The following is a 24977-nucleotide window of genomic DNA, read 5'->3' as shown; positions in this document are numbered from 1 at the left end:
CCGGCGCACCTAGCGTTTCCGGGCCCTCAGCACCACGAACTTCGGGTCCGACGCCACCACGTCGCTGTTGCCGAACAGCCGCCGCAGCTGCACGTGGTATCCGAGATGCCGGTTGCCGACGACCCACAGCTCGCCGCCCGGGCGCAGGGTGCGGCGGGCGTCGGTGAACATGCGCCGGGCCGTGGCGTCGGTGGTCGCCTGGTGGGAGTGGAAGGGCGGGTTGTTGAGCACGAGGTCGACGCTGTCCGCCGGCAGGCCCGACAGGCCGTCGCCGACCCGGAACTCCGCGTGCCCCGGCACGCCGTTCGCCCGGTACGTGGCCTCCGCCGACGCCACCGCCTGGAAGGACTCGTCCACGAACAGCACCTCGGCCCGCGGATCGGCGAGTGCCATCGCCGTACCGACGACACCGTTGCCGCAGCCCAGGTCCACCACCCGGGCGCCGTCCCGGCCGGCGGGCAGGTGTCTCAGGAAGAACCGGGTGCCGATGTCGAGACGGTCCGCGCAGAAGACGCCGGCGTGATTGACGACCGTCCGGCCGGAGACCGGGCCGATGTCATCGGGCAGCGTGTAGCGGTACGGCCAGGGGTTCGCCGGGCGGGCCGGGGTGGGATCCGGTGTGCAGAGGATCAGCCGCGCCTTCCGCTCGGCGAGCGACGTCCTGGTCGGGCCCAGGATCCGCTCGAAGAGGTTCAGGGTGGAGGTGTGGATCTCCTTCACCATGCCGGTGCCGACGACGACCGTGTCCGCGTGCACCGCCGGTGCCAGCCGCAGCAGCTGGTCCTCCAGCAGCGCCAGGCTCTTCGGCACGCGGACGAGCAGCACGTCGATCCGGTCGGGCGGGGGATCCTGTGTGGTGAGCAGCCGGACCGTGCCCGGTTCGACGCCGTTGCGCGAGAGGTTCGCGCGGGTCGCCTCCTGACCGAGCCAGGAGTCGGTGATCTGGGTCGGGCGGTGCGCCGCGAGAGCCGTGGCCAGCGCGCCCCAGCGGTCGCCGACGACCACGACCGTGCCGGACAGCGGGACCTGCCGGTCGGCGAGATGCCTGAGGAGATATTCGTCGGAGGCGTCCCAGGCACGCAGCCTGTCCCGCGGATCCTCGGGGAACCGGGCCAGCGCCGGCTCGCCCCACGGAGTCGTCATACGGTCGTTCATCGTCCGACCAGGCTAGCCGAGCCGAGCACGGCCCCGGCGGGTCCCGGGGAGGATGGGGGCATGGACGCCGAGCTGTTTCCCAGGGACCGGAGCGAGATCGCGCCGGGCGCTGTGCACATGCCGGACTGGCTGCACGCGCCGGAGCAGCGCGAGCTGCTGGAGGCGTGCAGGGAGTGGGCCCGGCCGCCCGCCGGACTGCGCACCGTCCGCACGCCCGGCGGCGGCACCATGACCGCCCGGCAGGTGTGCCTCGGGTGGCACTGGTATCCGTACGGCTATGCCCGCACCGTCGTCGACGGCGACGGCGGCCCGGTGAAACCCTTCCCCGGGCGGCTCGGTGAACTGGGCCGCCGCGCGGTGACCGACGCGCTGGGCGAGGACGCCGCGCGAGGGGCCGATCACGACATCGCGCTGGTCAACTTCTACGACGCCGGCGCCCGGATGGGCATGCACCGGGACAGCGACGAGAGATCGGACGCGGCCGTGGTGTCGCTGAGCCTCGGCGACACCTGTGTCTTCCGCTTCGGCAACCCCGAGACCCGGACCCGTCCGTACACGGACGTGGAGCTGCGCAGCGGCGACCTGTTCGTCTTCGGCGGGCCGTCCCGGCTCGCGTACCACGGCGTCCCCCGGGTGCACGCGGGCACCGGGCCGCCGGAGCTGGGGCTGAGCGGGCGGCTGAACATCACGCTGCGGGTCAGCGGCCTGTAGCCCCTGCCGCTTGCGGATCATGGGAGACTCGCCTTCATGAGCGGGAAGGCGGACCCCCGGCCGGCGGGGGAAGGGAGCACCTCCAGGACGCGGCTGGACCGGGGGCGTGGCGCGCTCGGACCCGCGCTGGAGCTCGTGCACACCGGGCGCGCGCCGACCCGCGCGGTACTCACCGCCGAACTCGGCGTGACCCGCGCGACGGCCGGCGCGGTCGCCGCCGAGCTGGAGGCGCTGGGGCTGATCAGGGTCGACGCCCGGCCCGGAGCGGCGGCCGGTACGCAGGGGCGTCCCTCGCACCGGCTCTCCGTCGCGGAGGACGGCCCCGTGGCGCTCGCCGCGCAGGTGCACTCCGACGGTTACCGGGCGGCGCTGGTCGGACTCGGCGGCCGTATCGTCGCCACGGCGCCCGGCTCCGAGGTCGTCGACGCCGACCCGGCGAAGGTCCTCGGTTCCGTGGTCGCGGTCGGCGCCGGGCTGCTGCGGGAGACCGGGCGGCGGTGCGTGGGCGCCGGGCTCGCCGTGCCGTCGGCGGTGGCCGAGCCGGAGGGGCTCGCCCTCAACCCCCTGCACCTGGCCTGGCCCGCCGGGGCCCCGGTGCGGGAGATCTTCGCCGAACAGGTGCGCGCGGCAGGTCTGGACGGGCCCGCCTTCGCGGCCAACGACGTCAACCTCGCCGCCCTCGCCGAGCACCGGCACGGCGCCGGACGGGGTTCCCGCGACCTGCTGTGCGTGGCCACGGGCCACCGCGGAGTGGGCGGGGCACTGGTGCTCGACGGCCGTCTGCACTCGGGCAGTTCGGGTCTCGCCCTGGAGGTCGGCCACCTCGCCGTCAACCCCGACGGCCGTCCCTGCCACTGCGGGGGCCGCGGCTGTCTCGACGTCGAGGCCGACCCGCTGGCCCTGCTCACCGCGGCGGGACGCGCACCGGGCCCCGAGATGTCCCTGCTGAAACAGGCCGACGACCTGATCCACGGACAGTACGGCGAACCGGGCGTGCGCGGCGCCACCGAGTCCCTCATCGACCGGCTCGGCCTGGGGCTCGCCGGGCTGGTCAATATCCTCAACCCGGACCGGATCATCCTCGGCGGACTGCACCGCACCCTGCTCGAGGCCGATCCCGACCGGCTCCGCGCGGTCGTCGCCGACCGCAGCCTGTGGGGCCGAAGCGGCGGCGTCCCCATCCTGGCCTGCACCCTGGACCACAACAGTCTCGTCGGCGCGGCGGAGCTGGCCTGGCAGCCGGTGCTGGACGATCCTCTAGGTGCACTGGCGTAAGGACGACTCCCGTCGTCCTGGGACGCCCGCGCGGCGACAGACGACCTCCCGACGTACAGAGAGCCGGCTTCATGACCGACAAGCTCACCGTCAGCGTCCTGGGCACCGGCATCATGGGCGCGGCGATGGTCCGCAACCTCGCCCGCGCGGGGCACACCGTCCGGGCCTGGAACCGCACCCGCGCCAAGGCCGAACCGCTCGCCGCCGACGGCGCGCACATCGCGGACACCCCCGCCGAGGCGGTCGAGTCCGCCGACGTCGTGCTGACCATGCTGTACGACGGCCCCGCCACCCTGGAGACGATGCGCGACGCCGCCCCCGCCCTGCGTCCGGGGACCGTCTGGGCGCAGTCCACCACCGCGGGGATCGACGGCGTCGCGGCACTGGCCGCATTCGCCCGTGAGCGCGGACTGCTCTTCTACGACGCCCCGGTCCTGGGCACCCGTCAGCCCGCCGAGTCCGGCCGGCTGACCGTGATCGCCGCCGGGCCGGCCGAGGGCCGCGACCGGGTGACGCCGGTGTTCGACGCCGTGGGCGCCCGCACTGTTTGGACCGGCGAGGACGGCGCCGCGGCCGGCGCGACACGTCTGAAGCTCGTCGCCAACAGCTGGGTGCTCGCGGCCACCGCCGCCGCCGGAGAGACCCTCGCCCTGGCCGAGGCGCTCGATGTCCCACCCGACGGCTTCTTCGACCTCATCGCCGGCGGCCCGCTCGACATGGGCTATCTGCGCGCCAAGGCCGGGCTGATCCTCGAGGGGCGGCTGACCCCGGCCCAGTTCGCCGTGACGACCGCGGCCAAGGACGCCAGACTGGTCGTGCGGGCCGGTGAACAGCACGGCGTCCGCCTGGACGTCGCCGCCGCGAGCGCCGAACGCCTGCGGCGGGCCGCCGACCGGGGCCACGGGGACGAGGACATGGCCGCCGCCTACTACGCCAGCTTCGACGACGGGCCCGCCGCCTGAGCCCCGGGCGCGACCCCACCGCCCCACTGTCCACCGCCCCCCAACACCGAGGAGCCCGTAGTGTCCAGACCCCCGCTGCCGCCCGAGGCCGACGCTCTGCTGCGCAGGCCCAACCCCTGCGTCATGGCCACCCTGCGCTCCGACGGCGCACCCGTGTCCACCCCCACCTGGTACCTGTGGGAGGACGGCCGCGCGCTGGTCAACTTCGACGAGGGCCGGGTGCGGCTGGAGCATGTGCGCCGCGACCCGCGCGTCACTCTCACGGTCCTGGCCGGGGACGACTGGTACACCCATGTCACCCTGATCGGCCGCGTGGCCGGCCTGTACGACGACGAGGGCCTGGCCGACATCGACCGCCTGTCCCGGCACTACACCAAGAACCCGTACCCGGACCGGAAGCGCTCCCGCGTCAGCGGCTGGGTCGAGGTCGAACGCTGGCATGGCTGGGGCGCGATGAAGGACAGCACGCAGACCGGCTGACCCGCGGCGTCCACCGCCGGCCGAGTACTCCCCGCGAGGTACGCCCGGTGCCGCCGGTCGTACGACGACCGGACCCCCCTCGCGGGGCGACTCTCGAGGTGTCGCACAAGGAGCGACGGGACAGCGCACCCGAGGAGTTGACGATCATGCAGACCCTGGCGCACTTCGGCGACGGCGGGCCCGGACCGTGGATCCTGTTCTTCCCCCTCGTCTGGGCCCTGGCCATCGGCGGCGGTATCGCACTGCTGCGCCGTACGGTGTGGCGCGGGCACCGGGGCCGGGGACCGGGCCGGCCCATGGTGGCCCACGACTCGCCGGTCGCGGTGCTCGGCCGCCGTTTCGCCTCCGGAGAGATCGACGAGGACGAGTACTGGCGCCGGCTGTCCGTCCTGGACGAGGAGTTCGGCCGGCACGGCAAGGGGAGCGCGGGGTGAATGACCCGGACGCCGGCCCGCGGGCCGGCGCTCGGGACGGCCCCGGCGCACGCCGGCGTCCGGCGGCAGGTCGTGCTCACCCGTCCCGGGAGCGGGCGGCGGTCCGCCGCCCGTCAGCCCGGGACGGACGAGTGGGCCGGGGCCCGCTCGGTGTGGTGGGTCCCGGTGGTGTGCTCGACGAACGCGACCTCCGGGAACCGGTGGTCCGCGGGCTCGACGGCCGCGAGGCGTGGCTGCCGGTCCCACGCCGTCGGTGCGTCCGCGGACGGCGTCGGCAGCGTGAACCACACGACCTTGCCGGACTCGCCGTCCGGCACGACGCCCCAGCTCTCGCTCATCGCGGCCACCATCGCCAGCCCGCGCCCGCAGGTGGCGAGCGGTCCGGCGTCCGCCACGACCGGGAGACGCGGATCATGGTCGTACACCGAGATCTTGAGCCGGTCGAGCAGCAGCTCCATCTCGACGGTGCACGTCTTGTCGGGCCGGGCGTGCCGGTGGACATTGGACAACAGCTCTGTCACACCGAGCGAGGCCCGGTCTATCAGTGAATCCATATGCCAGTAGCGCAACTGCGCAGATACGATTCTGCGGACCTGGCCGATCCGCGACGGCAGGGCTTGGAGCTCCACCGTGCAGTGCCTGCTTGGGTGACTGATCACGGCTGCGACTCCCCGACGTGAGGTCCGGAAGAACACGGAGTACGGATCCAGCAGGACGCCCGCGTGACGCTGCCGCCTGCTGTCATGTCCGGCGGGCTGGTTCGCAGCGTTATCGCCGGTAAACCCAGAGTGACGTGGGACCAGCGTGACGCAGCGGGTGGGGTGGCGCAACTCGCGGACATCTCAGGCGCCGCGTCCCGACGCCCGGCGGACGGCCTCGATGAAGCGGCGGGCGGCCGGCGGGCCGGGCTCACCCGGCGCCGGATCGTGGTCGCCGAGAGTGAGCAGGTACCGGTTGCCGTTGAGATCCGCCAGTGCCCGGTCCTCGGGCGCGAACCAGGGCCTGGCCGCGCGTACCGCCTGCACCGGCGCGCTGTCGATCTCACTGCCGTAGCTGGTGAGCAACTCCAGCCGGCCGCCGCGGATCCGGACCTGGCCGGCCCGGGTGAGCGACCGCAGCCGCTTGCCGATCCGCACGCCCGTGGCCGTGAACTCCGGCTCAGTCATGCCACTCGCCCCCTTGTGCGCGTCGGTGTGCCGGACCGTGCTCCGCGGGCCGGCTCCTGCCCGGATCCAGTGTGCCCTTGCTTCCGCCGGTGCAGTCTGCCCCCGCCCGCCGCCGAGCACCAGTGCGCGCGCCCCCGTTCCCCGGGGCATGGGAGCACTCCCGCCAATGCGCCCCCCCGTGTCCCGGCCCGGCCCCCAGGGGACCCTTTGAGCCGCTCAAAGGGTCGTTTATGCAGGTGAGAGGTGGTGCGGATGGTGCCTATGATCGGGGTACCGGCCGCGCGGGACGCCGTCGGCGCTCAGCCTAAGGAGCCCTGTCGTGAGCACTTCCCACCAGACCCTGACCGGTGCCACCCTCGACGTCGACCACAGCGACACCGCCTACCGGGCCTGGCTGAAAGAGGCCGTCCGCAGGGTCCAGGCGGACGCCAACCGCTCGGCCGACACCCATCTGCTGCGTTTCCCGCTGCCCGAGCGGTGGGGCATCGACCTCTATCTGAAGGACGAGTCGACCCACCCGACCGGCAGCCTCAAACACCGGCTGGCCCGTTCGCTCTTCCTGTACGGACTCTGCAATGGCTGGATCCGTCCGGGCCGTCCGGTGATCGAGGCGTCCAGCGGTTCCACGGCCGTGTCGGAGGCGTACTTCGCGAAGCTGATCGGTGTGCCCTTCATCGCGGTCATGCCGCGCACCACGAGCGCCGAGAAGTGCCGCCTGATCGAGTTCCACGGCGGGCGGTGCCACTTCGTGGACGACCCCCGCACGATGTACGAGGCCTCCGTCGCCCTGGCGGCGGACACCGGAGGCCACTACATGGACCAGTTCACCTACGCCGAACGGGCCACGGACTGGCGCGGCAACAACAACATCGCCGAATCGATCTTCCGCCAGCTGGAGTTGGAGCGGTTCCCGGAGCCGGCGTGGATCGTCGCCACGGCCGGCACCGGCGGCACCTCGGCGACCCTCGCGCGCTACGTCCACTACATGCAGTACGACACCCGCATCTGCGTCGCCGACCCGGAGAACTCGTGTTTCTTCGAGGGCTGGACGACCGGCGATCCGGACGTCGCCTGTGACCGCGCTTCCCGTATCGAGGGCATCGGCCGGCCGCGGATGGAGCCGAGCTTCGTGCCCGGCGCGGTGGACCGCATGATGAAGGTGCCCGACGCGGCCAGTATCGCCGCCGTGCGGGCACTGGAGGGGGTGATCGGCCGCAAGGCGGGCGGTTCCACCGGCACCGGGCTGTGGAGCGCGCTGAAACTCGTCGCCGAGATGGTCGCGGAGGGCCGGAGGGGCAGCGTGGTGACGCTGCTGTGCGACCCGGGGGACCGGTACCTGGACAAGTACTACTCGGACGCCTGGCTGGCCGAGCAGGGGCTGGACATCGCCCCGTACGCGGCGGCGGTCGACTCCCTGCTGCGGACCGGAGTCTGGCCCGGCTGACGGCGGGAACCGGCGGCGGAGCGGGGTCTACCCTGTCGGCATGACGACGATCGCGCGGCTGTCGCTGGGTGTGCGGGACGACCGGCGGGCGGGTGAGTTCTGGCGCCGGGCGCTCGGCTACGTGCGGCGGCCGCCGCGCTACGAGGGCGACGAGTGGATCGTTCTCGAACCTCCGCCGGGAGCCTCCGGCACGGTGCTCGCCATGGACGTCGTCGACAGCCCCGTGCCGGAGTCCGCCCGCGTCCACCTCGATCTGCACGCGGGCGAGCGCGACCTGGACGAAGAGGTCGACCGCCTGGTCGCCCTGGGCGCGCAGCGCGTCGACTGGCCGCACTATTCCCGGAATCCCGAACCCGGGGCTCTCCCGTACGTGGTGCTGGCCGATCCGGAGGGAAACCGGTTCTGCGTCGAGGGACGGCGCGGCGGCACTACCGCGTGAGCCGCCGGTCCAGTGAGGTCACCGCGGAGCGGAACGTCAGGTCGAGTCCCGGCCGGGCAGCCCCGAGCGCGAGACGGAACGGCGCGGTGCCGTCGGCGGCGAACGTCCACCGCACCCGCGTGCCCGTCCCGGCCGGCGTCGTCCGCCACTCCTCCACCAGCGCGTGGGCGCCCGGCACATTGGTCACGTCGACGCGGTAGGCGTAGACCTCGGGCGCCTCGGTGACGAGGACGGTCTCGCGGAACCGGGCCCCGCCGCGCAGGCGGATCTCCCGTCCCGCGCCGCCGTCGAGGGGCCGGGCCAGCGTGACCGGGCCGAACCACTCCGTCCAGCCGCTGACGTCCTCGGCCAGTGCGGCGAAGACCTGACCGGGCGGGGCGGAGATCACCCGCTCGAAGACCAGGCGGACGGGCGCGGACCCGACGAATTCGGGCCCCACGGGCCGCAGACGGTGAGGCATGCAGGTACTCCCCTCGGCCGATGCCGGTTGTACGGACAGGCGGCGGCGCCGGGCGCCCGCCGGTCCTGCGATGCCGCTTCCGTCAGTTCCCGGCGGCTTCCGCCGACTCCTCGGGCTCGCCCGCCACCACCAGGCGGCGCAGATGCTCGGACACCTCCGCGCGCGCCCCCGCGGGCAGCCCGGTATCGGTGACGAGGGTGTCGACCTGCTCCAGGGAGGCGAAGGAACTCAGCCCCACCGTCCCCCACTTGGTGTGGTCGGCGACCACGACCACCCGCCGGGCCGACTGTACGAGGCGGCGGTTGGTCTCGGCCTCCGCCAGGTTCGGCGTCGACAGGCCCGCCTCGACGGATATCCCGTGCACCCCGAGGAACAGCAGGTCGAAGTGGAGCGCCGCGATCGCCTGGTCGGCCACCGGCCCCACCAGCGAGTCGGACGGGGTGCGCACCCCGCCCGTCAGGACGACCGTGGCCGTGCCCTGCCGGGATCCCGAGGTGCGCTGTGCCGCGTGGAAGACGTCGGCCACCCGCACCGAGTTGGTGACCACCGTGAGATCGGGGACGTCGACCAGCCGGTGCGCCAGGGCGAAGGTCGTCGTACCGCCCGACAGCGCGATCGCCGCACCGGGGGAGACCAGCTCGGCCGCACCCCGCGCGATGTCCTCCTTGGCGGTCAGCTCCAGGCCGGACTTGGCTTCGAACCCCGGTTCGTGCGTGCTCGCCTCGACCACCGGGACCGCGCCGCCGTGCACCTTCTCCAGTACGCCCTGCCGGGCCAGAGCGTCGAGATCGCGGCGCACCGTCATGTCCGACACGCCGAGCTTGCGGGTCAGCTCGTTGACCCGGACGCCGCCCCGGCGCCGGACCTCGTCGAGGATCAGGGTGCGCCGCTGCTCCGCGAGCAGGTTCTGATTCTCGCTCACGTACGCTCCGGTCCTTTCGCCGCACGGCCTCCGCCACACCTCGCGCACCCACTGCGACGAGTGGATCACTCCCGGCACCGGTGCGCGGACGTTCCATCCTTGCATGCCAAGCACCGGACGGCGCCACCGGTGCTTCGTCGCGAGCATGTCACAGATGGGGCGGAGGGCGCTTGCGTGCCACACGGACCGGGGAAATTCCGTGACGACAGGTGTCAGCCGTCCCCTCGCGGGAGATCCTGGCCCGCACGGACGGAGTCGACGGGGCGTCACGGGGGAAGTGCGAATCGGTGGACAGCGCGCGGCAGCACAGACCGGCGGAGAGCGGCGACGGTCCCGGCACCCGGCCGGGGGAGTCCACGGCCGCGCTGGAACTCCTGGTCCACGGCGTGGGCGGCACCACCCCCGAGGCCATGCTCGACGACCCGCGCACGGTCCGGGTCACCGGTGACGACGTCGCCGCCGTGTTCCGCCGCGCCGGCGACGCCGACGCGGAAGGCCGGCCCGCCGGCCGCCGGGAGCGGCCCGTCCCCGAGGCCTACGTCTGGTGCAACCTCACCTCGGGCAACGGCACCCGCGCCCTGTGGCTCCTGCTGCTGCCCTTCATGGTGGTCAACCTCGCCCACTGGATGCGCCCCACCGCCCGCGGCCGCCGGCGCACGGTCCGGCTCTACGGCCTGCTGGTGCGACTGGCCGGACTGAGCCTGACGGTGCTGCTTGTCGCGGCCGCGTGCGAGGTCGCCCTCGACCTGACCGCATGGCAGTGCGCGGGCACCCGCGCGTGCGCCGACCGGCACTCCTGGCTGGGCTTCCTCTCCCCCGGACTCTCCGGCAGCGGCTGGTGGAGCGCGCCGGGCCGCCGGCTCGCCCTCGCCGCCCTGGTACCCGCCGCCCTCACCGGCCTGCTGTGGTTCCTGTCCCTGCGCACCTGGAACGCCTACGAATCACAGCAGCCGATCGGCGCCGACCCCGAACCCCGGGAGGACGGCGCCCCCACCGCGCTGAACCGGCCCGGGTTCTGGTACGGCCGGCGCCTGGTCGCCCGGCTGCGCGCCGCGCACACGGCCGCCGGGCTCCTGACGGTCGCCGCCGCCGTCGGCTCCGCCGCCGCCCGGTACGACCGCGAGCCGGGCGGCCCCGCTGTCCTGTCCTTCCTCGGCGTGCTGCTCGAGGCGCTGCTGGCCGCCGGGGCGGGCGCGGTCGTCTGGGTGGTCTGCCGCCGGGGCCGCAGCGAGCGCCGGCCGGACGGCGTGCTCGACCGCCGCCTGGTGCGGTGGCTGCCCCTCACCGCTCTCGTCCTGCTCGCGCTCGCCGTGCTGTACGCCGGATGGGAACGCCCCGGATGGGAGTCGTCGGGACGGCTGCCGGGCGACGCCGCCTTCGGCGCCCTGGCCCTCGCACAGGGCCTGCTGGTGATCGTCCTCGCCGGGGCCGCCCACACCCTGTACCGCACCGACCCCGACCGGCGCGCCGCCATGCGGGGCCTGGCCGGACCCGCCGTCGCCATGCTCGCCTGCGCGCTGGGCGGTGTCATGTCCGGCGGTGTCTCCCAGCGGGTCGCCGACTGGCTGGACGGTACCGGCGCCTCGATGCCCGGACCGCCGGTGCTGCTCACCTGGCAGGCCTCGGTGATCCCTCCGCTGCTCGTCCTGCTGCTGGTGATGTGCGGCTGGCTCGCCCGGCGCGCCGTGCACCTCGCCCGCGCGGAACGTGCCGCGGTGGAGCGCGAGTACGCCGGCGAGACCGGCGACTCCGGCCGTACCCGCCGTATCGCCTCGGTACGCGCGATGGCCGCCCTCACCGACCGCGGACCTCGCATCCTCGCCGTCACCTCCGCCGCCACCCTCCTGCTGGGCGCCGGTGCCCTTGCCGGCGCGTTCGTCACCGACAGAACCCCCGGCGAGGCGACGGCCGGTTCGCACGGCGTCGTCCACGGCGCGGCGCAGACCGCGCAGGCGCTGGGGTCCTGGCTGATCGGACTCGGCTTCATACTCTTCGTCACCTGGGGCCGCCGCGCGTACAAGGACGCCTCCGCGCGGCGCACCATCGGCATTCTGTGGGACGTCGGCACATTCTGGCCGCGCGCCGCCCACCCCTTCGCGCCGCCCTGCTACGCGGAACGTGCCGTGCCCGATCTGACCTGGCGGATCGCCACCTGGACCCGGTCCACCGGCGGACGGCTGGTGCTCTCCGGCCATTCCCAGGGCAGCGTCCTCGCCGCCGCCGCGGCCTGGCAGCTGCCGCCCGCCACCCGCAGGCGCGTCGCGCTGCTGACCTATGGTTCCCCGCTGGAACGGCTGTACGGCCGCTGGTTCCCCGCCCACTTCGGCCCCGACGCGCTCGGGTTCCTGCACCAGGAGGTCGACTGCTGGCGCAACCTCTACCGGCGCACCGACCCCATCGGCGGTCCCGTGCTGCTGCCGGGCGACCACGGCCCCGGTGTGGACCGGCCCGCGCTCCAGGACCCCCTCGCCTACGGGCGCACCGAGCACCATCCGCTGCCCGCACCGATCCTCGGCCACTCCGACTACCAGGCCGACCCCGCGTTCGCCGAGGAGCGCGGCCGGCTGCTCGCCCGCCTGCGGGCCGGGGTGCCGGCCCCGCGGCAGACGGGGAAGCCCGGCGGCCCCGCCGCCTGAGGTGCCCCGCTCAGCGCAGCGGCGGCAGATCCTCGGAGTAGAGGAGGGTCAGATCGTCGGTGGTCGGCTCGTCGAGCTGGGCGACCCGGCTCGCGTGCCGCTCGACCATCGCCTCGAAGGTCTGCCGCGCGGTGCGTCCGTTGCCGAACGCGGGCCCCTTGGGCATCTCGGTGAAGTACGTCAGCAGTGCCTCGGCCGAGCCCGGCGCCAGCCGGTACTCGTGCTCCTCGGCCTGCTGCCGCACGATCCGCAGCAGTTCGTCGGGGCCGTAGTCGCCGAAGGTGATGGTCCGTGAGAAACGGGACGCCACACCCGGGTTGACCGACAGGAACCGTTCCATCTCCGCCGTGTAACCGGCCACGATCACCACGACCGAGTCCCGCTGGTCCTCCATCAGCTTCACCAGGGTGTCGATGGCCTCCTTGCCGAAGTCACGCCCGGCGTCCTCCGGGGAGAGCGCGTACGCCTCGTCGATGAACAGCACACCGCCGCGCGCCCTCTCGAAGGCCTCCTGGGTGCGGATCGCCGTGGAACCGATGTGCTCGCCGACCAGGTCCACCCGGGACACCTCGACCAGGTGTCCCTGCTCCAGCACTCCGAGGGAAGCGAGGATCTCGCCGTAGAGACGGGCGACGGTGGTCTTGCCGGTGCCGGGAGAGCCGGTGAAGACCAGATGCCGTTTGACCGACGCCGCCTTCAGTCCCGCCTGCTGCCGGCGCCGGCCCACCTCGATCATGTCGGTGAGGGCGCGCACCTCGCGCTTGACGCTCTCCAGGCCCACCAGCGCGTCGAGTTCGCCGAGCACGGCCTTGGACGTGCGGGTGTCCGGTTCGGCGGCGGGCGGGGCGGCAGGTGCCGGCCGGGCCGTCCGGGCGGCCGGAACGGTGCCCAGCAGGCCGGTGGGACCGCTCGTCGCCTGTACGGCCGGCTCCGGCGCCGCGGGTGTGCTCGGGCTGCCGCTCTCGTCGCTCGTGCAGTCCTCGACGAGCGGACCGCCGGATCCCGCGTCCGCGCCCTCGGCGAACTCGTAACCGCCCCGCGCGCAGCGCTCCGTACGGCACTTCCGCAGCGTCGTACGGCTCCCGTCGATCACGTGGAAGCCGTAGCCGCCGCTGCCCGTGACCCGGCAGCTCACGAAGGTGCCGCGGCCGCCGGCCGAGACGTAGACGCCGGCCTCGGCGGGGGAACCGACCGTGCAGCGCTCGACGGTGGGGTCGGCTCCCTTGGTGACGATCACCCCGGTCTGGGTGCCTTCCAGGGTGCAGTTGCTGAGCGTGCCGCCGCTGCCGTGGTCGCGGAACCAGGCGCCCGTCGCCGCTTCGCTGATGCGGCAGTCGTCGAGCTGTGCGGTGGCGCCGTCGCTCACCGACACGGCCGTGTTGCGCACCTGCGACAGATCGCTGTCCACGACATCCGCGCGGGAACCGCGGTCGAGGACGAACAGCGCGTCGGGCACGTCGTGGACCCGGCAGGAGTCCAGTACGACCGTGGCGCCGTCGCTCACCCACACCGCCGGGTAGTCGCCCGTGCTGTCGAAGATCTCGCACTGGTTGGCGTCCACGCGGGTGCCCGGGTCCCACACCGACAGACCGTTGCGGCCGAACCGGCGCACGCTGGTGCGGGTCAGGGTGAGAACCGAGCGGGACCGCAGATCGACCGCGTTCTCCGGGATGTCGTGGATCCGGCAGTCGGCCAGTGTCAGCGCCGCGTCCGTGTCGAGCGTGACCCCGTCCCCGGTCGTACGGTGCACGTCGCAGTCGGTGAGGTGCGCGGTGGCGCGGGCGGTGACCTGGACACCGCTGCCCCGCACCTCGTAGACCTCGCATCCCACCGCCTCGAGCGCCGAGTTCTCCCCCGTGGCGGTCAGGCCCGAGCCCGCGGCGTGATGCACCCGGCAGCGCTCCAGCCGCGGGTGGGCACCGCCGCGCACGGCGACGCCCGCCTGTCCGGCGGCGACCACCTCGCACTCCTCGAAGACCCCACCCGCACCATCCAGTACGGCGATGCCGACGCCCGCCGGATTGTCGACCGTGCAGCGGCGCACCGAGGGCCGGGCACCCCCGCGCACCTCGATGCCGGCCGCGGACCGGGTGACCACGCGGACGTCGAGCAGCTCGGGAGTACCCTCCTCGACGAGCACGGCGGGGGCGGTGGCGTCCTGGCCCTCCACATGCAGGTCCCGCACCACCGCCGAGGCGCGCACGGTCAGCGGAACGCCGTCCACGGGCGCGATGCGCACCGAGCCGGGCGAGCCCTCCGGGCCGCGCAGCGTCACCGCCCGCTGGACGACGAGATTCTCCCGGTAGGTGCCCGGGGCGACAGTGAGGATGTCGCCCTCGGCCGCGGCCTCCAGGGCGGCGGCGAGCGACGCGTACTCACCCGTGCGGCGGCGCCACCTCGATGTGCCGGTGTGCGTCACCTGGACCGTGCCCTGTGCCATGGCTGAGTTGTGCCCCCACCCTGTCGTACTGATGGCTCGTTCCCGCCCGTGTTCTCGCCATTCCTCGCCGATCGGTTCGGCCGGACCACCGTAGCGTGCGCACGGACACCGGGTTGACCGGAGCGGGAACGCCGCCGGCTGCCGGTTCCGCCCCGGGGCCGCTGCGTCCCACGCCGGGTCCGGGGCGGACGTGACGGCGGCGGGGCCCGGTCCGGACGGTCAGCCGTCCGCGGGCCCGTCCGGCGACCGCCGTCCGGCCTCGACACGGTCGCCGACCCTGAGGGTGCCGGGGGAGAGGGGCACCAGATTCTGCCCGAAGACGAGCCTGCCGTCGGGCCGCCGGCGGGCGGCCAGCGAGTGCAGGGGCTCCTTCCCGCGCCGGGCGGTGTGCTGGTCCGTGGTGGTCACCACGCACCGGCCGCTCGGCTTGGCGACGCGGAAGGGCACCTCACCGATGGTGACGCGCGTCCACCGCTCCTCCTCCCAGGGGTCGGTGCCCTCGATCACCACGTTCGGCCGGAAGCGGTTCATCGGCAGCGGGCCCTCGGCCCGGTGTTCCCCCTCGGCGATCAGGGCGTTGAGGCGCTCGAGGGAGGCCGTCGTGGTGAGCAGCAGCGGGTAGCCGTCGGCGAACGAGACCGTCTCGCCCGGCAGGGCGAAATCGGGATCCACCGGTCTGCGCGTGGCCGGGTCGTCCAGATGCACCAGCCGCACCGGGACGCCGAGGTGGGCACTGCACCACGCGTGCACCGCGTCGTCCTCGGCCGGCACCGCCTCGACCTTGTCACCGAAGAGAACCACCGGGAGGGTCCTGCCGGGCGCCGGCACGCGGGCCGTCACCGCGCCGGAGCCGGGCGCGGACAGCCGGACACCGCCGCCGGGCAGGAGCTCGGCGGCGGCCAGGGCCAGACGCGGATGGCGGCGCTGGGTGACGACCTTTCCCCCGTCGTCGATCAGCATCCAGCGCCGGTCCCCGGCCGGACCCCAGGGCTCCACGGCGACCTCCCGGAGCGGCAGGCTCCGGAAGCCCTTGACCGGATGAACGTGGATCGAGTGCAGGCGCGCCTTTCCCATGGGGCCATCGTGCCATCCGGCACCGACGGCCCCGGGAGGGCTCAGTACCCGCGGTACTGCTGGCTGTTGTACGGCTCCTGGTACGGCGCGGGAGCCGGCCGGGGAGCCGCGGGGCGCATCGCCTCGTAACCGGCAGGCGGGCCCTGACGCGGCGGCTGCGGCTGGGGGCCGGGGTAGCCGCGCGGCGCGGTGGTCTGCTGCGGGATGTAGGCGGTGTGCGCGTGCTGCAGCGGCGCGGGCTGCTGTGCCTGCGGATAGCCGTAGGCGGACTGGGAGGGAGCCGCCGGGAGGGCGGGCAACGCCGAGGGAAGCGCGGGCAGATGACTGACCGGCGCCTCGTACGCGGCGGGGACCCGGATCGGGGCGATCTGCGGGGTGCCCCGCTCGGCCACGAGCGAGTCGTAGATCGGAGTGTCCGGGAAGGAGGCGGAGTAGTAGCCGCCGCCATACGTGGAGCGGGGGGAGGTCATGGCACATAAGTTAAGCCCACGATGTGCTTTTGGGGAGACCGGTAAGAGGGTTGTTTTCTGCGGCCTCCGTGACCCGGGATCGCTAATATGAGCGAACATGGGGAAAACGGGCAATCCGCTGAGCATATTTCGTGTAAAGGCCGAGTTCCGGACCGGTTACCGGCGGTCGACCCGCGGTTTCCCGGGCTCCCCGTGGGAGTTCCCGGCCCGGGGGAATAGGTTGTGCGGACGAAGAACGACGGAAGCCGGGAGCCGGTCCGGCGCGAGGTCAACCGCGATGGGGGCGAACATGTCAATGTCGAAAGGATCGAACACGCCGGTGCCGGCCACGGCACTGAGGGTGGAGGTGGGCTGGGGCTCCGGCCCCGGCGTGCCCGACGCGGACGCCTCGGCGCTGCTGCTGGCCGGCGGGAAGGTCCGTTCCGACAGCGACTTCGTCTTCTACAACCAGCCCGCCCACTCCTCCGGCGCCGTCCGGCACGAGGGCAAGCGGGACACCGGAGGCCGGACCACCGACACCCTGCTCGTCGACCTCGCGCGCGTGGAATCCGGCATCGAGACCGTGATCCTCGCCGCCTCCTGCGACGGCGGCGCGTTCGGCCAGGTCCCGGATCTGTACGTCGAGGTCAAGGACGCGGCGAGCGGCACCGTGGCGGCGCGCTTCGACAGCGCGGGAGCCACCACGGAGACGGCGTTCGTGCTCGGCGAGTTCTACCGGCGCCAGGGCGCCTGGAAGTTCCGCGCCGTCGGCCAGGGCTACAGCAGCGGGCTCGGGGGCCTCGCCACCGACTACGGCATCAGCGTGGACGAACCGCCACGCCCCGCCCCGCCGGCCCCGGTGCCGTCGGCTGCGCCGCCCCGGGTCACCGCGCCTCCGGCTCCGCCGGCCGCCCCGCCCCCGCCGGCCGCCGCCCCCGCTCCGGTCCGCCTGACCAAGGTCACGCTCACCAAGGCCGCCCCCTCGGTCTCGCTGACCAAACAGGGCGGTACCTCCGGCGCCCTGCACGTGAACCTCAACTGGCAGGTACGCAAACAGTTCTCCGGCTGGGCCGGGAAACTGGGCCGGTCGGTCGCCATGCACTCCGACCTCGATCTCGACCTGTGCGCCCTGTACGAACTCACCGACGGCAGGAAGGGCGTCGTCCAGGCCCTCGGCAACGCCTTCGGATCCCTGCACCAGTCGCCGTTCATCCACCTGGACGGCGACGACCGCACCGGCGCGGTGTCGACCGGTGAGAACCTCACCGTCAACCTCGACCAGAAACACCAGCTCCGGCGCGTCCTCGTCTTCGTCACGATCTACGAGGGCGCCCGCTCCTTCGCCGATCTGAACGCCACGGTCACCCTGCAGCCGCAGCACGGCGCGGCGATCGACTTCTCCCTCGACGAGTGCACGGTCCCCTCGACGGTCTGCGCGCTCGCCCTGATCACCAACACCGGCGGCGGTGAACTCGTCGTCCGGCGGGAGGCCCGCTATCTCGTCCCGGAGCGCGGGGTGAGCCCCCAGCGCACCGTCGATCACGCCTACGGATGGGGCATGAACTGGACCCCCGGACGCAAGTGACGGCCGCTCAGCCCTCGTCGCGCACGGCCGTCGGACGGGCATAGGTGCGGCCCTTCCAGGCCGCACCGCGTCCCCGGTGGTGCTGTACCGCCGAGTCCACCGTCATCAGCAGGTACAGCGCCGCGGTGAACGGCAGCAGGGGAGCGAGCCACAGCGGCTGCCGGTAGTAGCGGAGCAGCGGGACGTACGTCCCCGACATCACGAGCCAGGCCGCGGCGCCCGGGACCGCGGCGCCCGCGCTCCCCGTCACCGCGCCCGCGGCCACCGCCACGGGCGGTACCAAGTACACCAGCGCCAGCCCGGCGACCGTGCCCAGCAGCAGCAGGGGGCTGTGCCGCAGTTGCGCGTACGCGCTGCGCGACACCATGCGCCACAGATCGTGCAGCCGCGGATACGGACGCACGCTGTCCACCCCGTCCGCGAGACCCAGCCAGACGCGGCCACCGCTCCGTTTGACCGCGCGGGCGAGGGCGACGTCGTCGATGACGGCCTGCCGGATGGCGTCCGGGATCCGCGCCCGCGCGGCCGCCCCGGCGCTCAGCAGCACACAGCCGCCGGCCGCGGCCGCCGTGCGGGTCCCGTCCCCGCCGATCCGGCGGAACGGATACAACTGCGCGAAGAAGTAGACGAAGGCCGGCACGACCATGCGTTCCCAGCGGCTCTCCACCCGCAGTCGGGCCATCTGCGACACCACGTCGAAGCCACCGCCGCGGGCGGCCGCCACCAGCCGGCGCAGACTGTCCGGGGCGTGCGCGATGTCGGCGTCCGTCAGCAGCAGGTACTCCGGGTCACGCGTGCGTGCCAGCGCCATGCCGTGCCGCACGGCCCACAGCTTGCCGGTCCAGCCGGCCGGCGGATCTCCCGGCGAGCCCACCGTGAGCGGCAGTCCGCCGTGCCGCCGCGCGAGCTCGCGCGCGATCTCCCCGGTACCGTCCGTGCTGCCGTCGTCGACGAGGAAGACCTCGGCCCGGCCCGGATAGTCCTGGGCGAGCACCGACGGCAGGCTCGCGGGCAGCACCTCCGCCTCGTCCCGTGCGGGAACGACGACACACACGTCCGGCCAGTCGTCCGGGTCCCGCAGCGGCGGAAGCCGGACATCCGTACGCCAGAACCAGCCCTGGCAGAGCAGCAGCCACAGCCAGGCGACGAGTGATCCGGCGGCACTCCACACGATGGCGCTCACGTGCGCAGTGTCCCCCACGGCCCGGCCGCCGAGCGGCTCATCGTCTATCGTGACCGGGTGAAGATCGCGCTCATGGACTCCGGAATCGGGCTGCTGGCGGCCACCGCCGCGGTACGGCGTCTGCGCCCCGACGCCGATCTCGTCCTCTCCCTCGACCCCGACGGCATGCCCTGGGGACCGAGGACTCCGCAGGACCTCACCGAACGCGCCCTCGCCGTCGCCGAGGCCGCGGCGGCGCACCGCCCCGACGCACTGATCGTCGGCTGCAACACCGCCACGGTGCACGCCCTCACCGCCCTGCGCGCCCGCCTCGAACCCGCACTGCCGGTCATCGGCACCGTCCCGGCGATCAAGCCGGCCGCGGCCGGCGGCGGACCGCTCGCGATCTGGGCGACGCCCGCCACGACCGGCAGCCCCTACCAGCGCGACCTGATCGAGAACTTCGCCGGCGGCGTGACCGTCACCGAGGTCCCGTGCCGGGGGCTCGCCGAGGCCGTGGAGCGCGCCGACGAGACGGCGATCGACGCCGCCGTCGCCGCGGCCGCCGCGCTCACCCCCGACGACGTGACGACCGTGGTCCTCGGCTGCACCCACTACGAACTCGTGGGCGAGCGCATCCGGGCCGCCGTGCAGCGCCCCGGCCGCCCGGCGCTCGCCCTGCACGGCTCCGCGGGGGCGGTGGCCGCCCAGGCACTGCGCCGCCTCGGCGAACACCCCGCCGCCGGAGCACCCGCGAGCGGCACCCTGACGACGCTGCTGAGCGGACGCGAGGGCACGCTCCCCCTCACCGCCCTCACCTACGCCGAAGGCAGGCTGCTCCAGCGGCTCGCTCCCGCCCGTACGGCCCAGTAACGCCGTGCCACGCGGTACCGACCCGGAGAATCCTGAGTAACCTCAAAGCCATGAGGGACCCCCGACACGGTGAGCCCGCCCCGTACACCGAGGTCTGGACCGGTCGCGCCACCGGTCGCTTCCAGTGGCTGCTGGCGCTGATCGGCGCCGCCTGCATGGCGCTCGGGATCGCGCTGGCCGTCGACTCCGCGTGGACGACCGGCGTCGCTCCGCTGGCCATGGCCGTCGTCGGCTGCATCGCCGCCGGGCTGCTCGTCCTGTTCGGCACCCTGGCGTTCGTGCATGTCGCGCTGCGGGTCGACGAGGACCATCTGGAGGTGCGCTGCGGGCACATCGGCCTGCCACGCCGCCGCATCCCGCTGTCGCACGTGGCCGGCGCGGAGTTCGCCCCGCACGTCACCCCGCGGCACTGGGGCGGCTGGGGATACCGCTGGCGGCCCGAGAAGGGCACGGCGGTCGTCGTGCGCCGCGGCGAGGGAGTCGTCCTGCAGCTGTGGGACGGTCACACCTTCACGGTCACCGTGGACGACGCGGAAGCGGCCGTGAGCGTCATCCGCGACCGCCTCCGCCCCCGCAGACCGGGCACGAAACACTGAACCGCGCGGCGCCGGGGCGCTGACCTCGGCCCCTCCGGCGTCTGCGGAGCGGGGTCCGGGGCGGAGTCCCGCTTTCGGGACGGGAAGGGACGGCGGGGGCGAAACACAGCTCCCCCTAGCCGATCACGGCGTATAAGGCCGCCGCGCGGGGCGGGATGTCCGTCGCTCGCGGGTTCGGCCGTCGGGTCGTCGAGGGTGTGGTGTCCGACGACGAAGGGACGACGAATGAGCGTCATATCGGGCGCGGTGCTCCGGCAGACGGCCGGACCGACGGTCCCGGACCGCGAGGCAGCGGGGCGCGGCCGGCCGGGCCGGGCACCGGGTCAGCCGGTCTCCGCGCGGGCGGCGGCCCCCGCGCCGCGGACCGTGTCGTCCGCACCGCGTCGCCCCCGGCCTGTGACGGGCCCCGGCCGCCGGCACCGGGACGGGCCGCGCGATCAGGGCACCGGCACACCGTAACGGCTGGTGGCCGGTTTGAGGATGTGTGGTGACAAGTCCCGCGGAAACGATGCCGCACGCCGCCCGCCCCCGGAGACGGCCGTGCCCCACGGTGGCCCTCCCGCCCGGCGGACCGTGCTGTCGGCCGCCGGGCCGGGCGCCGTAGACTCCCGGAGTGACCGTCACCGCAACCTCCGTCGGCGAGTCCGGCCCGACGTCCGCGCAGACCGCGCCCCCCGCGCGGGGCGGGCGGCTGGTGCGTCTCCTTCCGGCCGCCGCAGCCGCGCTCGCGGGCCTGCTCCTCTACGTCAGCTTCCCGCCGCGCACCCTGTGGTGGCTGGCCCTGCCCGCCTTCGCCGTCTTCGGCTGGGTGCTGCGCGGGCGGAGCTGGAAGGCGGCACTGGGTCTCGGGTACCTCTTCGGCCTCGGTTTCCTGCTGCCGCTGCTGGTGTGGACCGGTGTGGAGGTCGGCCCCGGGCCGTGGATCGCCCTGGTGGTGATCGAGGCGGTGTTCGTCGCGGCGGTCGGCGCCGGTGTCGCCGCGGTGTCGGGACTGCCCGGGTGGCCGGTGTGGGCGGCGGCACTGTGGATCGCCGGCGAGGCGGCACGCGCGCGTGTGCCGTTCAGCGGCTTTCCCTGGGGAAAGACCGCGTTCGGCCAGGCGGACGGCGTGTTCCTGCCGCTCGCCGCGCTCGGCGGCACCCCGGTGCTCGGCTTCGCCGTCGTGCTGTGCGGCTTCGGCCTGTACGAGATCGCCCGGCTCGCCGTGCGGACCCGCCGTACCGGAACCCTGGGCCGGGCCGCGGCGGTGGTCGGTGTGCTGAGCGTCGTCGTCCCGGGGGCCGCGGCGCTCGCGGCCAGGACGCTGGTCGACGACAGGGCGGAGACCGGCACCGCGACCGTGGCCGTCATCCAGGGCAACGTGCCCCGCCTGGGTCTCGACTTCAACTCCCAGCGGCGCGCGGTCCTCGACCACCACGCGCGGGAGACGGAACGCCTGGCCGCCGAGGTCGCGGCGGGGCGGGCCGAGCGGCCGGACGTCGTGCTGTGGCCGGAGAACTCCTCCGACATCGACCCCTTCGCCAACGCCGACGCGCGCGCCGTCATCGACAAGGCGGCCGAGGCCGTCGGCGCGCCCATCTCGGTCGGCGGCGTGGTCACCAGGGACGGCAGACTGCTCAACGAACAGATCCTCTGGGACCCGGTGAAGGGCCCCGTCGACACCTACGACAAGCGGCAGATCCAGCCGTTCGGCGAGTACCTGCCGCTGCGCTCCCTGGTCGGGGCGATCAACGACGACTGGACCTCGATGGTCCGCCAGGACTTCAGCCGGGGCAGTGAGCCCGGTGTGTTCCGGATGAACGGCGTCGGGGTCGGCCTGGTCACCTGTTACGAGGCCGCCTTCGACTGGGCGGTGCGCGACACGGTCACCGCCGGTGCCCAGCTGATCTCGGTGCCCAGCAACAACGCCACCTTCGGCCGCAGCGAGATGACCTACCAGCAACTCGCCATGTCCAGGGTCCGTGCCGTGGAGCACAGCCGAGCGGTGACCGTGCCGGTGACCAGCGGGGTCAGCGCGGTCATCATGCCGGACGGAAGGGTCGCGCAGAAGACCGGCATGTTCGTGGCCGACTCGCTGGTGCAGGAGGTGCCGCTGCGCTCCTCGCAGACCCCCGCCACCCGCCTCGGCATCCTCCCGGAGATCGTGCTCGTGCTCGCCGCCGCGGGCGGCGTGGGCTGGGCCGTCGCCGCCGGGGCGCGCGCACGGCGCGCCGGTGACGGGTAGGACCCTGCCGCCTCGGGTGCGCGCGGTGCCGTGCGGGACCGCCGTGTGCGATGTGCGTGTGCGCGGTGACGCGCGGGCGGTAGGTCCTCCTGACGTGCCGGGGGAGCGCCGGGCGGCGCCGGTTAGGGTCGGCGCATGGCTACACCCGATTTCATCAGCACACTGCGCGCCTCCGCCGGTCACCAGCTGCTGTGGCTCCCCGGAGTCACCGCGCTCGTCTTCGACGACGCGGGCCGGCTGCTGCTGAACCGCCGGTCGGACACCCGCGGATGGTCGGTGATCGGAGGCATCCCCGACCCGGGGGAGCAGCCCGCGGCCTGCGCCGTGCGAGAGGTCGAGGAGGAGACCGCGGTGCGCTGCGCCGTCGAGCGGGTCGTACTGGTGCAGGCGGTGCGACCGGTGACCTACGGCAACGGCGACATCTGTCAGTACATGGACATCACCTTCCGCTGCCGTGCTCTCGGGGGCGAGGCGCGGGTCAACGACGACGAGTCCCTGGACGTCGGCTGGTTCGCCGTGGACGCGCTGCCGGAGCTGAACGAGTTCGCGACCTTCCGGATCAAGCAGGCCATGTCGGATGCGCCCACATGGTTCGACGCCACTGGAAGCGGCTGAACCGCAGGGCCTGGCCACAGAACTCCCCGTCCACGTCGGCACGGTCGCCCGGCGACGGGAACGCGTCGGCCGTCTCCTCGGCGACGACTGGCGACCGGGGGACACCGACGGGACGCCGGACCGGCTCCTGCCGCACCGGTGCGCGAGCGGAGCGGGTCCTCACCGTGCGTCGCGCAGCGCCACCACGTACGCGGCGGTGAGCGCGACACCCCGGTCGGCGTCCCGCGACAGCCGCGCGAGCGCGCGGGACGCCGCCGGACCCGGGATGTCCGCGAGGGCCTGAGCCAATCGGCGGCGCGCGGGAGCGCCGGTGCCGGCACGGCCGAGACGGCCGACGAGTTCGGTGGTGATCCGGGCGGCCGACGCCGGATCACGGGCCAGCACGCTCAGCGCGTCGGCCGCGTCGACGTCATTGACCTCCTGGACGACCATGTCGATGAGCGTCGGAGCCGCATCGGCCACTCCCCGTGTCCCGAGTGCCAGAGCCGCACACCTGCGGACCGCGGCCTCGGAGTCGGTGAGGGCCTCCCGCAGCAGTGCGTCGGCCTCCGCGCCGGACATCCCGGCGATGGACCGGACGGCGCGGGTACGCACCTGCGCCTCGGGTGAGCCGAGGCCTTCCGCCAGCAGGCCCAGACCGCCGTCCTCCGACCGCGCCAGCGCCCAGCGGAGGGCGCCGGCGACGACCGGGTCCGTTTCGCTCAGCGCCGCCTCGGCCAGGGCCTCCGCCGGCACCGGACCTCCGGTCGCCGAGGACAGGGCCGCGCGCTGGCGTCTCCCGGCACTCTCCGACCCCAGAGCCCGCAGGAGGGCGACGGCCCGCAGGACCTCCTCCCAGTCGGCGGGTTCGGCGGCACCGATCCGGCGGAGCCGCGTGAGCAGCTCCGTCTCACGGGCGATGCGGTCGCGTGTCCGGCGGACGAGGTCGTCCACGAGCTGAGCGGGCTCGAAGGCGGGGTCGTCCAGCGCCCGCCCGATCTCGCTCAGCGACAGCCCCAGCGAGCGCAGGCTCTCGATGTGGAAGATCCGCCGCATGTCGTCGCCGGAGTACTCGCGGTAGCCGGCCCCGGTGCGGCCCGTCGGGTGCACCAGGCCGAGCGAGTCGTAGTGCCTGAGCATGCGGGCACTGACCCCGGACCGTCGTGCCACCTCACCGATCAGCACGCTCCGTCACTCCTCCTGGGCGCTCGTACCGAGGGCCACGATGCGTTTCGCCTCCTCGATCGCGGACTCGAATCCGGCATCCGGGTCGCGCAGCAGCCGTTCCGTGGCGATCGCGTGCCGCCGCACCCGGGGGCCGGGATCCGTCATCGCGGCGTGCAGCACCGGCACGATCACCTCGCCGAGTGCGGTCAGCGCCCGGCTGAGGCTCGCCCGCGTCTCACGCCCGCCGCGTCCGAGCTGCGTCGCCAGTACTCCGGCCAGCCCGGCCTCCTCACCTTCGGGCACCAGAACGACCGCCGCTCGCCAGGCACTGCGCGCCACCTCGTCGTCGGTGTCGGTCAGCAGCGTACGTGTGATCGCGGGCCAGGCCTGCCGGTCCCCGATCTTGGACAGGGTGTGCAATGCCTGGCTCCGTGCCTGTGCGCGTGCCGAGCCGAGTTCACCGACGAGCCGCGGGACCGTCAGGGTCGACGCGTGGCGGGTGAGCGCCCAGGTGAGCATGTCCCGCACGTGGAAGTCAGGCTCGATCGCGCACCGTCCGACGAGCGCGTCGACGAACCGGGGGTCCGGGGCGCTGCCCATCGCCATCGTCGTCCGCAGGCGTACCGACGCATTGCCGTTCTCCAGCCCTCGCAGGGCTCGCATCGTGTCCAGGTCCTCTTCCGGCATGGTCATCGAGAACCACCTCCTGACCGCAGTGAAGACCTTGTC

General features: G+C 73.8%; 24 protein-coding genes. 13 read left to right on the top strand and 11 right to left on the bottom strand.

The window, feature by feature from the left end:
- Nucleotides 1-9: 9 nt before the first annotated feature.
- A complete protein-coding gene (locus tag HTV45_RS17160; protein ID WP_215206699.1) occupies nucleotides 10-1143 on the bottom strand; it encodes a methyltransferase in 1134 nt (377 codons plus the stop codon).
- A 72-nt stretch (nucleotides 1144-1215) separates the two neighbouring features.
- Between HTV45_RS17160 and HTV45_RS17155 the strand changes: the two genes are divergently transcribed.
- The 5 genes from HTV45_RS17155 (at nucleotide 1216) to HTV45_RS17135 (ending at nucleotide 5017) form a co-directional block, all read left to right on the top strand.
- The gene (locus tag HTV45_RS17155) at nucleotides 1216-1866 is read left to right on the top strand and encodes an alpha-ketoglutarate-dependent dioxygenase AlkB (RefSeq protein ID WP_215206665.1); all 651 of its coding nucleotides are present in this window, start codon (nucleotides 1216-1218) and stop codon (nucleotides 1864-1866) included.
- A gap of 36 nt (nucleotides 1867-1902) precedes the next feature.
- The gene (locus tag HTV45_RS17150) at nucleotides 1903-3141 is read left to right on the top strand and encodes an ROK family protein (RefSeq protein WP_215206664.1); all 1239 of its coding nucleotides are present in this window, start codon (nucleotides 1903-1905) and stop codon (nucleotides 3139-3141) included.
- A 71-nt stretch (nucleotides 3142-3212) separates the two neighbouring features.
- Nucleotides 3213-4103 (top strand): NAD(P)-dependent oxidoreductase, encoded by an 891-nt coding sequence (locus HTV45_RS17145; protein WP_215206663.1) that lies wholly within the window; start codon nucleotides 3213-3215, stop codon nucleotides 4101-4103.
- A 60-nt stretch (nucleotides 4104-4163) separates the two neighbouring features.
- A complete protein-coding gene (locus tag HTV45_RS17140) occupies nucleotides 4164-4583 on the top strand; it encodes a PPOX class F420-dependent oxidoreductase (protein ID WP_215206662.1) in 420 nt (139 codons plus the stop codon).
- Between the two features lie 146 nt (nucleotides 4584-4729).
- Nucleotides 4730-5017 (top strand): SHOCT domain-containing protein, encoded by a 288-nt coding sequence (locus HTV45_RS17135; protein WP_215206661.1) that lies wholly within the window; start codon nucleotides 4730-4732, stop codon nucleotides 5015-5017.
- Between the two features lie 113 nt (nucleotides 5018-5130).
- Here the strand turns inward: HTV45_RS17135 and HTV45_RS17130 are convergent, their stop codons facing one another.
- A complete protein-coding gene (locus tag HTV45_RS17130) occupies nucleotides 5131-5676 on the bottom strand; it encodes an ATP-binding protein (RefSeq protein ID WP_215206660.1) in 546 nt (181 codons plus the stop codon).
- A gap of 183 nt (nucleotides 5677-5859) precedes the next feature.
- Entirely contained in the window at nucleotides 5860-6183 is a 324-nt protein-coding gene (locus HTV45_RS17125) for a hypothetical protein (RefSeq protein ID WP_215206659.1), read from the bottom strand.
- 319 nt (nucleotides 6184-6502) lie between these two features.
- Between HTV45_RS17125 and HTV45_RS17120 the strand changes: the two genes are divergently transcribed.
- Together HTV45_RS17120 and HTV45_RS17115 are read left to right on the top strand one after the other, a co-directional pair.
- A complete protein-coding gene (locus HTV45_RS17120; RefSeq protein ID WP_215206658.1) occupies nucleotides 6503-7627 on the top strand; it encodes a PLP-dependent cysteine synthase family protein in 1125 nt (374 codons plus the stop codon).
- Nucleotides 7628-7667: 40 nt separating this feature from the next.
- Nucleotides 7668-8066: a VOC family protein gene (locus HTV45_RS17115; protein WP_215206657.1), complete on the top strand. Its 399-nt coding sequence runs from the start codon at nucleotides 7668-7670 to the stop codon at nucleotides 8064-8066.
- On the opposite strand, the gene HTV45_RS17110 is transcribed toward HTV45_RS17115, so the two are convergent.
- Together HTV45_RS17110 and HTV45_RS17105 are read right to left on the bottom strand one after the other, a co-directional pair.
- Entirely contained in the window at nucleotides 8056-8526 is a 471-nt protein-coding gene (locus tag HTV45_RS17110; RefSeq protein WP_215206656.1) for an SRPBCC family protein, read from the bottom strand. The two genes, HTV45_RS17115 and HTV45_RS17110, sit on opposite strands and share 11 nt — an antisense overlap.
- An 82-nt stretch (nucleotides 8527-8608) precedes the next feature.
- Nucleotides 8609-9448: a DeoR/GlpR family DNA-binding transcription regulator gene (locus tag HTV45_RS17105; protein WP_215206655.1), complete on the bottom strand. Its 840-nt coding sequence runs from the start codon at nucleotides 9446-9448 to the stop codon at nucleotides 8609-8611.
- A gap of 410 nt (nucleotides 9449-9858) precedes the next feature.
- Between HTV45_RS17105 and HTV45_RS17100 the strand changes: the two genes are divergently transcribed.
- Nucleotides 9859-12084 carry a hypothetical protein gene (locus HTV45_RS17100; protein WP_251692265.1) on the top strand — a complete coding sequence of 742 codons (2226 nt, stop codon included), beginning with the start codon at nucleotides 9859-9861 and terminating at the stop codon, nucleotides 12082-12084.
- A gap of 10 nt (nucleotides 12085-12094) precedes the next feature.
- Here HTV45_RS17100 and HTV45_RS17095 read toward each other — a convergent pair whose 3' ends face one another.
- The 3 genes from HTV45_RS17095 to HTV45_RS17085 all read right to left on the bottom strand — a co-directional run bounded on the left by HTV45_RS17095 (nucleotide 12095) and on the right by HTV45_RS17085 (nucleotide 16068).
- A complete protein-coding gene (locus tag HTV45_RS17095; protein ID WP_215206653.1) occupies nucleotides 12095-14524 on the bottom strand; it encodes a right-handed parallel beta-helix repeat-containing protein in 2430 nt (809 codons plus the stop codon).
- Nucleotides 14525-14743: 219 nt separating this feature from the next.
- On the bottom strand, nucleotides 14744-15598 hold the full coding sequence (locus tag HTV45_RS17090; protein ID WP_215206652.1) for an MOSC domain-containing protein: 855 nt from the start codon (nucleotides 15596-15598) through the stop codon (nucleotides 14744-14746).
- 41 nt (nucleotides 15599-15639) lie between these two features.
- Complete coding sequence (locus HTV45_RS17085) at nucleotides 15640-16068, bottom strand: DUF6643 family protein (RefSeq protein ID WP_215206651.1); 429 nt, start codon at nucleotides 16066-16068, stop codon at nucleotides 15640-15642.
- A gap of 295 nt (nucleotides 16069-16363) precedes the next feature.
- Between HTV45_RS17085 and HTV45_RS17080 the strand changes: the two genes are divergently transcribed.
- Complete coding sequence (locus tag HTV45_RS17080) at nucleotides 16364-17632, top strand: TerD family protein (RefSeq protein ID WP_215206698.1); 1269 nt, start codon at nucleotides 16364-16366, stop codon at nucleotides 17630-17632.
- Nucleotides 17633-17639: 7 nt separating this feature from the next.
- Here the strand turns inward: HTV45_RS17080 and HTV45_RS17075 are convergent, their stop codons facing one another.
- The gene (locus HTV45_RS17075) at nucleotides 17640-18833 is read right to left on the bottom strand and encodes a glycosyltransferase (protein ID WP_215206650.1); all 1194 of its coding nucleotides are present in this window, start codon (nucleotides 18831-18833) and stop codon (nucleotides 17640-17642) included.
- Nucleotides 18834-18872: 39 nt separating this feature from the next.
- On the opposite strand from HTV45_RS17075, the gene HTV45_RS17070 reads away from it, so the two are divergent.
- The 4 genes from HTV45_RS17070 (at nucleotide 18873) to HTV45_RS17055 (ending at nucleotide 23102) form a co-directional block, all read left to right on the top strand.
- Nucleotides 18873-19667 (top strand): glutamate racemase, encoded by a 795-nt coding sequence (locus HTV45_RS17070; protein WP_215206697.1) that lies wholly within the window; start codon nucleotides 18873-18875, stop codon nucleotides 19665-19667.
- A 50-nt stretch (nucleotides 19668-19717) separates the two neighbouring features.
- On the top strand, nucleotides 19718-20263 hold the full coding sequence (locus HTV45_RS17065) for a hypothetical protein (protein WP_215206649.1): 546 nt from the start codon (nucleotides 19718-19720) through the stop codon (nucleotides 20261-20263).
- Nucleotides 20264-20876: 613 nt separating this feature from the next.
- Entirely contained in the window at nucleotides 20877-22487 is a 1611-nt protein-coding gene (gene lnt, locus HTV45_RS17060; protein ID WP_215206648.1) for an apolipoprotein N-acyltransferase, read from the top strand.
- A 135-nt stretch (nucleotides 22488-22622) separates the two neighbouring features.
- Nucleotides 22623-23102 (top strand): NUDIX domain-containing protein, encoded by a 480-nt coding sequence (locus HTV45_RS17055; protein WP_215206647.1) that lies wholly within the window; start codon nucleotides 22623-22625, stop codon nucleotides 23100-23102.
- A 159-nt stretch (nucleotides 23103-23261) separates the two neighbouring features.
- Here the strand turns inward: HTV45_RS17055 and HTV45_RS17050 are convergent, their stop codons facing one another.
- The gene (locus tag HTV45_RS17050) at nucleotides 23262-24266 is read right to left on the bottom strand and encodes a MerR family transcriptional regulator (protein ID WP_215206646.1); all 1005 of its coding nucleotides are present in this window, start codon (nucleotides 24264-24266) and stop codon (nucleotides 23262-23264) included.
- A gap of 6 nt (nucleotides 24267-24272) precedes the next feature.
- Nucleotides 24273-24941: a HEAT repeat domain-containing protein gene (locus HTV45_RS17045; protein WP_215206645.1), complete on the bottom strand. Its 669-nt coding sequence runs from the start codon at nucleotides 24939-24941 to the stop codon at nucleotides 24273-24275.
- Nucleotides 24942-24977: the final 36 nt, after the last annotated feature.

Origin of the sequence: Streptomyces sp. CHD11, assembly GCF_018638295.1 — a bacterium.
GTDB lineage: Bacteria > Actinomycetota > Actinomycetes > Streptomycetales > Streptomycetaceae > Streptomyces.
The sequence above is the reverse complement of the archived record's forward strand: the minus strand, read 5'-3'. Positions and strand labels throughout refer to the sequence as shown.